The sequence below is a fragment of the Paracoccaceae bacterium genome (assembly GCA_019454225.1).
Lineage (GTDB): Bacteria > Pseudomonadota > Alphaproteobacteria > Rhodobacterales > Rhodobacteraceae.
In genome coordinates, this window is record CP075370.1 from 575,295 (window position 1) to 587,871 (window position 12,577).

Here is a 12,577-nt window from a genome sequence, read left to right on the forward strand (position 1 = left end):
GGGGCCGTGCTGTGTCCGATTCTTCTGATTTTGTTCGGGCATGTTGGTTTTTCTCGCACCGTTGTCGCCGTGGCGTCAACCGCTGTGCAGCCGTGTCCTGTCACGTGCGCAGGTTCACGCCCGGGGCAAATGCGATGAAGAAGGGGTTGTCCCAGCCCGGCTTGCCATAGGTCAGGGGTGTCAGGTCGTCCATGCGGACGACCGCGCCGCCCGCGGCGCGCAGAACTGCATCGCCCGCTGCCGTGTCCCATTCCATCGTGCGGCCGAGGCGGGGGTAGAGATCGGCCTCGCCGGTGGCGACGAGGCAGAACTTGAGGCTGGAGCCCGCGCTGGTCATGTCGCGCACGGCGTAGCGGGCGATGTAGTCGTCGGTGGCGGCGTCACGGTGCGATTTCGAGGCGACGACCATGAGGGCCCCGTTGTCGGGGGTGCCGACGCGGAGCGGCGTCTGCGCGCCCGGGCGGTCGGGATCGAAGGGGCCCGCCTCCTCGACGGCGCCGCCGTCGGGCAGGGTGTAGAACAGCCGTTCCTTCGCCGGGGCATAGACCACGCCCAGGACCGGGACGCCCTCATGCACATAGGCGATGTTGACGGTGAAGTCGCCGCGGCGCTGGACGAATTCCTTCGTGCCGTCGAGCGGATCGACGATCAGGAAGGTGCGGGCCGACAGCGCGTGGCTGGCGGCCTGTTCCTCGGTGATCAGCGGCAGGTCGGGGCAGGCGGCGCGCAGGCCCTCGGAAATCACGGCATCGGCGGCCTCGTCGGCCTCGGTCACGGGCGAGGCGTCTGATTTCGCGCGAACGTCGAAATCGGGCGAGGCATAGACCTGCATGATGCGGTCACCCGCCGACAGGGCAAGGCGGCGCATCAGCGCGACGAGGGCTGCGTGATCCATGGGGTCTCCGGTTGCCGGGGGCGGGCCGGGGCCCGCGATTGCCAAAAGGTCGCCGACTGCTTATCCTTGGCGTCAAGGGAACGGCAAGCATTCCCGCGTCAGATTGCGGCAATCCGTGCCGCGCCGAGGTCGCCCGAGCCCATGTTTGAACGCCCCGCCCGCCTTTCGCCCATTCAGTCCGCATTCGGGATGGCGGAACTGGTGTTTCATGCCGCGGTCCGGCACGTGCGGAAGTCGCATGGCAACGCGCTGATCGGGCTGCTGCTGAACATCTTCCAGACCGTGCTGCTGGTCGCCGTGTTCTACCTGATGTTCGAACTGCTGGGGATGCGCGGGTCGGCGGTTCGGGGCGATTTCGTCCTGTATGTGATGTCGGGCATCTTCATGTTCATGACGCATGTGAAGGCGCTCGGGGCGGTGTCGGGGGCCGAGGGGCCGACGTCGCCGATGATGAAGCATTCGCCGATGAACACGCTGGTCGCCATCGCCGCGGCGGCGCTGTCGGCGCTTTACCTTCAGTTCCTGTCGGCGGCGGTGGTGCTGGCGGTCTACCACGCAGCGTTCTCGCCGATCACGGTCTACGATCCGGTCGGCGCGATCGGCATGTTCCTGCTGGCCTGGGCGTCGGGCGTGGGGCTTGGCATCATCGTGCAGGCGGCCAAGCCCTGGTGGCCCGAGGCGGTGACGATGATCACCCAGACCTATCAGCGGGCGAACATGATCTTTTCGGGCAAGATGTTCGTGGCCAACATGATGCCCGGATACCTGCTGGGCTATTTCGACTGGAACCCGCTGTTCCACATCATCGACCAGTGCCGGGGCTATCTTTTCCTGAACTACAGCCCGCACTACACGTCGCTGTCCTATCCGCTCTATGCCACGCTGGCGTTCTTCATGCTGGGACTGATGGCCGAGTTCTACACGCGCAAGCACGCCTCGGCCAGCTGGGGCGCGGGCAAGTAGCGCCCGCCGCCCTGTCAGCCGGTCAGACCGCGTAGCGCAGGATCGCGGCAAGCGAAGCCTGTTCGGGGATGTCCTCGCGCCGGACCGCCAGCACGCGGCCGCCCGAGGCCATCACCCGTCCGGCGATTTCGTCCACCACGCCGTAGGTCGCGGCGCTTTCGTCGGCGGCCAGGGTGACGGCGCCCGTCGTCTCGTCCACCGTGCCGGGCATCACCTCGTCGATATCCACCAGCAGGGTATCGACCGCGCCGAAGGTGGCGGCGCGCGCCGCAAGATCGACCTGCGTGGTTGCCCGGCCATCGCCCGCGCGCTGCTGCCATGTGGCATGCACGACCGCCAGATCATCCCGGTGCAGCGCGTCCAGGATGGGGCGCGCCGCCTCGGCCAGTTCGGCGGGGGTCATCCGCACCGGGCTTGCCTGGATCGTCTGGGCCGCCAGCCCGTCGAGGCTGTTGACCGAGCGGTAGATCGACAGCAGCGGATCGGCGGCGGCCAGGATCAGCGGTTCGGACCGCCCCGAAAGCACCGGCCGCAGCGCCGCGTCGACCTTTCGGCAATAGGCGCGCAGGCGGGTGTTCTGGCCTTCATCGCCACCGATGCGGCGGGCGTAGGACCGGCTGTTCACATTGGCCGTTCCGGTGGCCGAGGCCGCATCGCGCGGCAGGTCGGGCACCCGGGTTTCGCGTGCGGGCAGGTCGGCGGAGACCTCGATCAGACGCACGTCGTTTTCGGCAAGCGCCAGCACGAAGGCGTGCTGCCCGACCGAGACGGCCCGCAGCAGCGGCTTGACATGGAAGCGGTCCGAAACCTGGACCATGGACGCAAGCCGGTTCGGCAGGCGGAAGGCGCGCAGGCCTTCCGGGGTGACGAACAGGGCAAGCGACCGCGCCTGATGCGTCCAGAAATCATCGTCGTCGATCAGGTCGGCCACCTGTTCCGAGATCGGCCAGATCGTGCGCTTGGCGGTATCGGCCGCCTCAAGCTGCGCCTCGGCCTCTTTCAACAGGTTCCCGAGCTCGATGCGGGCCTGTCCGATGTGCTGCGTCTCGGGGGTGGTGGGCAGGTAGAAGGTCACGCTGCCCTCACCCCGCGCGGTTATCAGTTTCATGAGCTGGGCAGCCGTCGGTATGTCCACGTGAAGCATCGGCCGGTGATCCTTTCCTGTTGCATCGGATACCGACTTGGGCCCCGGCCGATCCCTGTTCAACCGCGTGCGATCCCCTGCCGAACACGAAAAATCACGGTGACGTGACGCTTGCGGCCCCTCTGACCCCCCCCTATATACGCCCCGAAGCCGAAAGGGCGCTGGCCCCGAGGCTCAGCCAGACCAACCAAGGGATCGGGGCGCGGGGGCCGCAATCGGGCCCGGGCTCCATTGTATCGCCGCAAGCAGAGGTAGCACAGCATGGCCAAAGTCATCGGGATTGACCTCGGGACCACGAACTCCTGCGTCGCCATCATGGACGGATCGCAGCCGCGTGTCATCGAGAACTCGGAAGGCGCCCGCACGACGCCGTCGATCGTGGGTTTCACGGAAAGCGAGCGCCTGGTGGGACAGCCCGCCAAGCGTCAGGCGGTGACGAACCCCGCCAACACCATCTTCGCCGTCAAGCGCCTGATCGGCCGCCGCGTGGACGACGCGCACATCGCCAAGGACAAGAAGAACCTGCCCTATTCCGTCGTGAACGGCGGCAACGGCGATGCCTGGGTCGAGGTGCGGGGCGAGAAGTATTCGCCGTCGCAGATTTCCGCCTTCATCCTGCAGAAGATGAAGGAAACCGCAGAGGCCTATCTGGGCGAGACCGTCAGCCAGGCGGTGATCACCGTTCCGGCCTATTTCAACGACGCGCAGCGCCAGGCCACCAAGGACGCGGGCAAGATCGCGGGGCTTGAGGTTCTGCGCATCATCAACGAGCCCACCGCCGCCGCGCTGGCCTACGGGCTTGACAAGAAAGAGGCGCGCACGATCGCCGTCTATGACCTTGGCGGCGGGACCTTCGACATCACCATCCTGGAAATCGACGATGGCCTGTTCGAGGTGAAATCGACCAACGGGGATACGTTCCTGGGTGGCGAAGACTTCGACATGCGGATCGTCAACTACCTGGCGGACGAGTTCAAGAAAGAGCACGGCGTCGACCTGACGCTGGACAAGATGGCCCTTCAGCGCCTGAAAGAGGCGGCGGAGAAGGCCAAGATCGAACTGTCGTCCAGCCAGCAGACCGAGATCAACCAGCCGTTCATCAGCATGGACCGCAACACCGGGCAGCCCCTGCACCTGGTGGTCAAGCTGTCGCGCGCCAAGCTGGAAAGCCTGGTCGAGGACCTGATCAAGAAGTCGATCAAGCCCTGCAAGGATGCGCTGAAGGATGCGGGGCTTTCGGTCGGTGACATCGACGAGGTGGTGCTGGTCGGTGGCATGACGCGCATGCCGCGCGTCATCGAGGAAGTGACCAAGTTCTTCGGCAAGGAACCCCACAAGGGCGTGAACCCCGACGAGGTCGTGGCGCTGGGCGCGGCCATTCAGGCCGGCGTGCTGCAGGGCGACGTGAAGGATGTGGTCCTGCTGGACGTCACCCCCCTGTCGCTGGGGATCGAGACGCTGGGTGGCGTGTTCACCCGCCTGATCGACCGCAACACCACGATCCCGACGAAGAAGAGCCAGATCTTCTCGACCGCCGAGGACAACCAGAACGCCGTGACGATCCGGGTATTCCAGGGCGAGCGCGAGATGGCGGCCGACAACAAGATGCTGGGCCAGTTCAACCTGGAACAGATCCCCCCGGCGCCGCGCGGCATGCCGCAGATCGAGGTGACCTTCGACATCGACGCCAACGGCATCGTCAGCGTCAACGCGAAGGACAAGGGAACCGGCAAGTCGCAGGCGATCACCATCCAGGCGTCGGGCGGCCTGTCGGACCAGGACATCGAGAAGATGATCAAGGACGCCGAGGCCAATGCCGAGTCGGACAAGAAGCGCCGCGAACTGATCGAGACCAAGAACCGTGGCGAAAGCCTGCTGCACGACACCCGGAAGTCGATCAAGGAGCACGGCGACAAGGTTGACCCGACCACGGTCGAGGCCATCGAACTGGCGATGAGCCCGCTTGAGGACGCGCTGAAGGGCGAGGACGCGGGCAAGATCCGCTCGGCCATGCAGAACCTGACCGAGGCCGCCATGAAGCTGGGCGAGGCGATCTACAAGGCCAGCCAGCCGGATGGCGACGGAGAGGGCGGGCCGCGTTCGGTCGATGACGACATCGTGGATGCCGACTACGAGGACATGGGCGAGGACAAGCGGAAGTAAGACCGCTCGGGAATCTCGGGGGGGCGGTCCGGAAACGGGCCGCCCCCTTCCGGTTCCACACAGGGGATGGGACCCATGGCGAAACGCGATTACTATGACATTCTTGGCGTGGCGCGCGGGGCTTCGGCGGAAGAGCTGAAGAAAGCCTATCGCGCCAAGGCCAAGGAACTGCATCCGGACCGCAACCAGGACAACCCCGGCGCCGAGGCCGCGTTCAAGGAAGTGAACGAGGCCTATGACGTGCTGCGCGACGACCAGAAGAAGGCGGCCTATGACCGCTTTGGCCATGCCGCCTTCGAGGGGGGCATGGGCGGCGGCGGCGGCCCGCGCGGCGGCGGGTTCCAGCAGGGCGACTTTGCCAGCGCGTTCTCGGACGTGTTCGAGGATCTGTTCGGCGATTTCATGGGCGGCCGTGGCGGCGGCGGCCGCAGCCGGGCGCAGCGCGGGTCGGACCTGCGCTACAATCTGAGGGTGTCGCTGGAAGAGGCGTTCCAGGGCGTCCAGAAGACGATCAACGTGCCCACGGCCGTCATCTGCGAAACCTGCCGTGGGTCTGGCGCCGAAGGCGGTGCCGAGCCCGTCACCTGCCCGACCTGTTCGGGCATGGGCAAGGTGCGCGCCCAGCAGGGCTTTTTCACCGTTGAACGCACCTGCCCCACCTGCAACGGGGCGGGCCAGATCGTGAAGAACCCGTGCCGGTCCTGCGGTGGCCAGGGCAGGGTCGAGAAGGAACGCGCGCTGTCGGTCAACATTCCGGCAGGTGTCGAGACCGGCACGCGCATCCGGCTGGCGGGCGAGGGCGAGGCTGGCCTGCGTGGCGGGCCGACGGGCGATCTGTACATCTTCATCGAGGTGAAGGATCACGCGATCTTCCAGCGGGATGGCGCGCATCTGTTCTGCCGCGTGCCTGTGTCGATGACGGCGGCCGCCCTTGGAGGCGAGGTCGAGGTGCCCACGATCGACGGCGGAAAGGCGCGTGTGAAGGTGCCGCCGGGGGCACAGTCGGGCAAACAGATGCGGTTGCGTGCCAAGGGCATGCCCGCGCTGCGCGGCGGCGGCACCGGCGACATGGTGATCGAACTGGCCGTCGAGACGCCGGTGAACCTGACGCAGCGGCAGAAGGACCTGCTGCGCGAGTTCGAGAAGCTGAGCGAGGAGAACAACCCCGAGGGGACGTCGTTCTTTTCCAAGGTCAAGGGCTTCTGGGACGGGATGAGCGGGCGCGGCTGACCGCCGCGCGCTACCGCAGAGCCCGACCCTTCACGATCGCATCCTTGCCGAACCGCGCGCGGATCGCGTCGGTTGCACGCTCGGCACCCTCGCGGGCGCGCGCGCCGGTATCCAGAAGGTCGCCGGCCGCCGCCGCCTGCCCTTCGGGGCAGAGATCCGACAGGCCCACCCCGATCAGGCGCAGCGGACCCGCGGGTGCCGCCGCGTCGAACAGGGCCTGGGCTGTCCGCCACATCCGGTCGGCGGTCTGCGTCGGGTCGGACAAGGTGGTGCGGCGCGTCACCAGCCGGAAATCCGCGCGCTTCATCTTGAGCGTCACGGTGCGCCCGGCCAGGCCCTTGGCCTTGGCCCGGTCCGCCACGCGTTCGGCCAGCCGCCACAGATGGCCGGTCAGCAGGTCGGTGTCGGCGGTGTCTTCGTTGAAGGTTGTTTCCGACGAGATCGACCGCATCGGTTCGTCGCGCGTCACCCGCCGGTGATCCTCGCCCCGCGCCAGATGCCACAGCCGCTCACCCATCGACCCGAAGCGCGCGGCCAGATCGGCGCGGTCCCACCGGCGCAGATCGGCAATGGTGCGGATGCCGGCGCCCTCCAGCGCCGCCTGGCCCGCCACACCGACCCCCCAGATGGCGCGGACCGGGCGCGGTGCCAGAAAATCCAGCGTCTCGGCCCGGCCGATCACCGCAAAGCCGCGCGGCTTGTCGAGATCCGATGCCATCTTGGCCAGGAACTTGTTGTGCGACAGGCCGATGGACAGCGTGACCCCCACCTGCGCTTCGACATCGCGCGCCAGCCGTGCCAGGGTCGTGGCGGCGGGCGCCCCGTGCAGCCGGGCGGTCCCGGTCAGATCGAGGAAGGCCTCATCCAGCGACAGGGGCTCGATTCCGGGTGTCAGGCGTTCCATCAGGTCGCGGATCGCGCGGCTGGCCTCGGCATAGGCGGCCATGCGTGGCTTGACCACGGTTGCCTCGGGGCAAAGCTTCAGCGCCTCGAACATCGGCATTGCCGACCGCACGCCCTTGATCCGGGCGATGTAGCAGCAGGTCGAGACCACACCGCGGGTGCCGCCGCCCACGATCACCGGCCGGTCGCGGAGGGCGGGATCGTCGCGCTTTTCAACCGAGGCATAGAAGGCATCGCAGTCGACATGGGCGATGGACAGCGTGTCGAGTTCGCCATGCGACACGACACGCCGGGACCGGCAGGCCGGGCAACGGGGACCGGCGGCAAAGGCGGTCAGGCAATCGCGGCACAGGGCGGGCATGGCCGGCACTATGCACGGATGTTCGCAGTTTGTCCATTTTGCCGGCCGCTACAGGCGCAGCGCCTCAAGCTCGGACCAGTCATCGGCGGGCAGGACGAAGGCGGGTTCGTTCACGTCGCGCGTCCAGCCGTAGAAAGCCAGGAACGGCACCGCGCCAACCTTGATCAGGTGGGGGCGGTCCGGGTCGTTCCAGACAGGGTCATGCGCGGGTCGCAGGTCGAGCGGAAGGCCGGTGCCGAAGCGCCATCCATGCGGGCCTGTCAGCGGGGCATAGAGCTCGGGCGCCTTGTGGACATGGTCGCGGTACAGGACCTGGGGCGCGATCAGGAACAGGCCGAAATCGAACCCTTCCGCCGGATAGGGCGCATCGCCGCCCATCAGCGTGGCGAAGGCGTGGCCCATGGCGAAATCCTCGCCGATCTCGGACAGGGGGTAGCCGTCATAGACCTGCCAGTCGAGCAGCGGCGCGGCTGCGGCGATGGCGCCCCGCAGCGCGGCATGGTCGGGTGACATGGCATCGAGCGCGGCGGGCATCCAGCGGTCGACCACGGGATGCGCGTTCGGCTGGCCCACAACGGGCGGACCCCGTCGGCTGGCGAGGCCGCGGCGCACTTCCGACGCGCCGGGCAGATCGAATGCGGCCAGATAGTCCTCGGCGGCGACGGCCAGCCGGGCCAGCCGGTCGGCCGGGTCTGCCCGCGAACCGGGCGGCGGCGGCAGGCCGCGTTCGGCCAGCATCGGCAGCGGGTCGCGTCCGTCATGGGCCGCGGCGTCCCGGTAGACGTCAAGCTGAGCCTCGGACAGCGTGCCGTCGCGGAACAGCGCCATGGCGGCGCCATAGCGCACACGCCCGGAACCGGGTTGGCCCAGCGGCGTGCGGATCAGGTGGAGGGGGTCATTCATTGCTGCGATAGGCCATGCTCTGGTCAAGGATGCGGCGTTTCTCGGCGCGGTGCATGATCCAGCCGGCAAGCGCCACGCCGGTTCCGACGACGACCACCGTGATCGTCGCCAATGCGTTGATGTCGGGGGTGACGCCCAGCTTGACCTTGGACCAGATCAGCAGGGGCAGGGTGGTCGATCCCGGGCCGGTGGTGAAGGTGGTGATCACCACGTCGTCCAGCGAGATGGTGAAGGCCAACAGCCAGCCCGACAGGATTGCCGGAAAGGCCGTCGGAAGGGTGACATCCCACAGGACCTGCCAGGGTCGGCTGCCCAGATCCATCGCCGCCTCCTCGATCGCGCGGTCGGCCTGGCTGAGCCGGGCCTGCACGACCGTGGCGACAAAGACCATGGAGAAGGTGATATGCGCCAGCGTCACGGTGGTGAACCCGCGCGAACCCGGCCAGCCGATCCATTCGGCCATCAGGATGAACAGCATCAGCGACGAGATGCCGGTGATCACCTCGGGCATCACGAGGGGCGCGGTGACGAGCCCGGCAAACAGGGTCCGGCCGCGGAACCGCCGGAACCGCGCCAGCGCAAACCCCGCCATCGTGCCCAGGATCGTCGCGCAGGTGGCCGAAACCACGGCGATCTGCAGTGAAAGGACCAGGGCCGCGATCACCTGCTTGTTGGACAAGAGCGAGACATACCACCGCGTCGAGAACCCGCCCCAGACGGTGACCAGCCGCGATCCGTTGAAGGAATAGACCATCATCGACAGGATCGGGATGTAGAAGAAGGCAAAGCCGAAGCACAGCACGGTGATCAGGAAAATCGGGCGCCGGTTCATCGCCGTTCCCCCTCGGTTCCGTCGGCGCGGGCCTGCATCCGGGCATAGATCATCGTCGGGCCCACCATCAGGACCAGCAGCGCCACGGCCACCGTCGAGGCCATGGGCCAGTCGTTCACCGCGCTGAACTCGTCCGAGATCACGCGCCCGATCATCGGCGCGCGCGCGTCGCCGACCAGCGTGGGGATCACCAGTTCCCCCGCCGCCGGGATGAAGACCAGCAGGCACCCTGCCACGATGCCGGGCACCGATTGCGGCAGCGTCACGTCCAGGAACACGCGAAACGGGCGGCTGCCCAGGTCCATCGCGGCCTCGTCCAGGGCCGGGTCCAGCCGCTCAAGGCTGGCGTAGAGTGGCAGGATCATGAACGGCAGGTAGGTGTAGACCATCACGAGGACGACGGCAAAGTTCGAGTACATCAGCGGCACCGACGTGACCGCCCAGTCGGCAGGCACCAGCCAGTTCCAGCCGTCGGTCAGCATCTTGTTGAACCAGCTGGATTTTCCCATAAGGCCCATCCATGCGTAGACGCGCAGCAGGAACGACGTCCAGAACGGCAGGATCACCAGCATCAGCAGCACATTCCGCCAGCCGCGCGAAACGCGGGTCAGGGCAAGGGCCATCGGATAGCCGACAAGCAGGCACAGGGCGGTCGCGAAGGCGGCGTTCGATACCGAGATCAGGAAGGCGCGGACATAGAGCGGGTCGGACACCAGCCGTTCGTAGCCGCGCAGCGACATCAACGGGTATTCGCCGCCGAATGCAAAGGGTGGAGCGGTGGGTGCCCGGCTGGCAAAGCTCATGGCCAGAACGATGGCGAAGGGCAGCAGGAACAGCAGCAGCAGCCAGACGTAGGGCAGGCCGATCATCAGGTCGGCCCAGCCCCGGCGATGGAACCAGCGTGACAGGCGGGTGGTTGCGCCCCGGTCCATGTCAGTCGCGCAGCAGGATGGCGGCGGCCGGATCGAAGGCGATGAAGACCCGGTCATCCCAGTCTGCCCGCCCCTCGGAGCCGCGCCGGGCGTTCACCGCATGCACTTTCAGCAGATCGCCCGAGGGCAGGACCACGCGATACAGGCTGTCCTTGCCGAAATAGGCCAGATCCTTCACCCGTCCCTCGATCACGTTCGACGCTGTCGGAGCGTCGCGATGGATCATCAGCTTTTCGGGGCGGACGGCCAGTGTCACGCTGTCGCCCGGCGCAAGCCCCTCGATTGTCTTCGCCGTTATCGCCGTGCCGAAGGCCGGCACCTCCAGTGTCGCCATGTCGCCCGAGACGCTGCTCACTCGGGCATCGAACTGCGAGATCGAGCCCAGGAAATTCGCCACGAACCGCGAGGCCGGGTGTTCGTAGACCGTTGCCGGCGCCCCCACCTGTTGCACCATGCCCCGGTCCATCACCGCGATCCGGTCGGCAAGGGTCATCGCCTCTTCCTGATCGTGGGTCACGACGATGAATGTCACCCCGGTGCGCGCCTGAATGCTCATCAGCTCGAACTGTGTCGCCTCGCGCAGTTTCTTGTCGAGCGCGGCAAGCGGTTCGTCCAGCAGCAGAAGCTTTGGCTGGCGCGCCAGGGCGCGGGCCAGTGCTACCCTCTGCCGCTGTCCGCCGGAAATCTGGTGCGGCTTGCGTGACGCAAACGGGGAAAGCTGCACCAGATCCAGCATCGCGCGCACGCGGTCGGTGCGTTCGGCCGCCGTCATCCGATCGTGCTTCAGTCCGTAGGCGATGTTCTTCTCCACCGTCATGTGGGGGAAAAGCGCATAGCTTTGGAACATCATGTGGACGGGCCGTTCCCAGGGGGGAACCCCGGTCATGTCCTGCCCGTCCAGCCAGATGCGCCCTGCCGATGGTTCCTCGAAGCCCGCGAGCATCCGCAGAAGCGTGGTCTTGCCGCAGCCCGAACCGCCCAGCAGGGCGAAGATCTCGCTCTTGCCGACGGTCAGGGTCACGTCGCGGACCGCGGCGAAGCTGCCGAAGTTCTTCGATACCCCCTCGATCCGCACGAAAGGGTCGGGCGTTGCCGCCATGATCAGCGGCCCGTCTTGATCTCGATCCAGATCCGGTTGATCTCGCGATCCTGCTCCTCGGTCTGCGGACGGGGCGTATAGAGCCGGGCCAGCGTCTCGGCATCCGGATAGACCGCCGGGTCGCCCGCGATCGACGGGTCGACGAGCGGTGTCGCGGCCAGGTTGGCATTGGCGTAGCCGGTATAGTCGGTGCAGGCCGCAACCACCTCGGGGCGCAGCATGTAGTCGAGGAACACATGCGCGCTGTCCACATTCCCGGCGTCCGCAGGAATGCACCAGTTGTCGAACCAGGCAGGCGCACCCGTCCTGGGAACATGGTAGGCAAGATCCACGGTCAGCCCGGCCTCTTCCGCGCGCGCCTTGGCGACGCCATAGTCACCGGACCAGCTGTTCGCCACGCACAGTTCGCCCGTGGGCAGCGTGTTCAGGAAGTTGGAATTGTCGAAGGTGGCCACGTGCGGCCGGATCGCCTTGAGCGCCTCGGCCATCCTCGCGTATTCCGCCGGACCCGCCGCGTCGGCCTGCAGGCCAAGGTAGCTGAGCACCATGAACCCGATGTCGGTCGGGCTGTCGAGAAGCGAGATGCCGCAATCGGCAAGCTTGGCGGCATTCTCGGGGTTCAGCAGCGTGCCGAGATCCTCGAGGTCCACCTCTCCCAGCCGTTCCTTCACCATGTCGAGGTTCCAGGTGATCCCGACCGAACCCCACATGTAGGGCACGCCGTAGAGGTTGCCGGGGTCGAACCCCTCGACGATCTTCAGGATGGCGGGGTCCAGATTGCCCCAGTTCGTCAAGCGCGACCGGTCGGGCTGCTGATAGACGCCTGCGGTAATGAAACGCGGCAGGCTGAGCCCGGCCATCAGCACGACATCATAGCCCGACGAACCCGCCAGCATCTTGGCCTGCATCTCTTCCGACGAGGCGTAGAGATCATAGACCACGCCGATCCCGGTTTCGGCCTCGAAGTCCGCAAGGGTCGTCTCGCCGATGTAGTCGGCCCAGTTGTAGATGTTGACGCGCGCGGCCTGCGCCCATGAAGGGCGGACGAAGGGCGCGGCAAGCGTCGTTCCCAGGCCGAGAAGGGTGGTGCGGCGGTTGAGCTTCATGTCGGTCTCCCTGTCCTGCGCGTTTCTCGCGGCTTGTTGCCCCCAA

General features: G+C 66.9%; 11 protein-coding genes. 3 read left to right on the forward strand and 8 right to left on the reverse strand.

The annotated features are described in order from the left end of the window. Positions 1-100: 100 nt before the first annotated feature. Positions 101-895, reverse strand: coding sequence for a 3'(2'),5'-bisphosphate nucleotidase CysQ (cysQ, locus tag KF887_02790; GenBank protein ID QYK42081.1), 795 nt, complete (start codon positions 893-895; stop codon positions 101-103). Positions 896-1,036: 141 nt separating this feature from the next. Here cysQ and KF887_02795 point away from each other — a divergent pair, with 141 nt between their 5' ends. Further along, a complete protein-coding gene (locus KF887_02795; GenBank protein QYK42082.1) occupies positions 1,037-1,858 on the forward strand; it encodes an ABC transporter permease in 822 nt (273 codons plus the stop codon). A 22-nt stretch (positions 1,859-1,880) separates the two neighbouring features. Here KF887_02795 and KF887_02800 read toward each other — a convergent pair whose 3' ends face one another. Beyond that, entirely contained in the window at positions 1,881-3,002 is a 1,122-nt protein-coding gene (locus tag KF887_02800) for a hypothetical protein (protein QYK42083.1), read from the reverse strand. A gap of 261 nt (positions 3,003-3,263) precedes the next feature. Between KF887_02800 and dnaK the strand changes: the two genes are divergently transcribed. Continuing rightward, positions 3,264-5,165, forward strand: coding sequence for a molecular chaperone DnaK (gene dnaK / locus KF887_02805; GenBank protein ID QYK42084.1), 1,902 nt, complete (start codon positions 3,264-3,266; stop codon positions 5,163-5,165). A gap of 75 nt (positions 5,166-5,240) precedes the next feature. After that, complete coding sequence (gene dnaJ / locus KF887_02810) at positions 5,241-6,395, forward strand: molecular chaperone DnaJ (GenBank protein QYK42085.1); 1,155 nt, start codon at positions 5,241-5,243, stop codon at positions 6,393-6,395. Between the two features lie 10 nt (positions 6,396-6,405). Here the strand turns inward: dnaJ and KF887_02815 are convergent, their stop codons facing one another. The 6 genes from KF887_02815 to KF887_02840 form a co-directional block, all read right to left on the reverse strand. Beyond that, positions 6,406-7,659: a DNA polymerase IV gene (locus KF887_02815; GenBank protein ID QYK42086.1), complete on the reverse strand. Its 1,254-nt coding sequence runs from the start codon at positions 7,657-7,659 to the stop codon at positions 6,406-6,408. 48 nt (positions 7,660-7,707) lie between these two features. Next, on the reverse strand, positions 7,708-8,562 hold the full coding sequence (locus tag KF887_02820) for a hypothetical protein (GenBank protein QYK42087.1): 855 nt from the start codon (positions 8,560-8,562) through the stop codon (positions 7,708-7,710). Further along, positions 8,555-9,394 carry an ABC transporter permease subunit gene (locus KF887_02825; GenBank protein QYK42088.1) on the reverse strand — a complete coding sequence of 280 codons (840 nt, stop codon included), beginning with the start codon at positions 9,392-9,394 and terminating at the stop codon, positions 8,555-8,557. Before KF887_02825 ends, KF887_02820 begins: the two co-directional genes overlap by 8 nt. Then, a complete protein-coding gene (locus KF887_02830; protein ID QYK43408.1) occupies positions 9,391-10,263 on the reverse strand; it encodes an ABC transporter permease in 873 nt (290 codons plus the stop codon). Before KF887_02830 ends, KF887_02825 begins: the two co-directional genes overlap by 4 nt. Before the next feature lie 64 nt (positions 10,264-10,327). Beyond that, positions 10,328-11,425, reverse strand: coding sequence for an ABC transporter ATP-binding protein (locus tag KF887_02835; GenBank protein ID QYK42089.1), 1,098 nt, complete (start codon positions 11,423-11,425; stop codon positions 10,328-10,330). Positions 11,426-11,427: 2 nt separating this feature from the next. Then, positions 11,428-12,531 carry a polyamine ABC transporter substrate-binding protein gene (locus KF887_02840; GenBank protein ID QYK42090.1) on the reverse strand — a complete coding sequence of 368 codons (1,104 nt, stop codon included), beginning with the start codon at positions 12,529-12,531 and terminating at the stop codon, positions 11,428-11,430. Between the last annotated feature and the right edge of the window lie 46 nt (positions 12,532-12,577).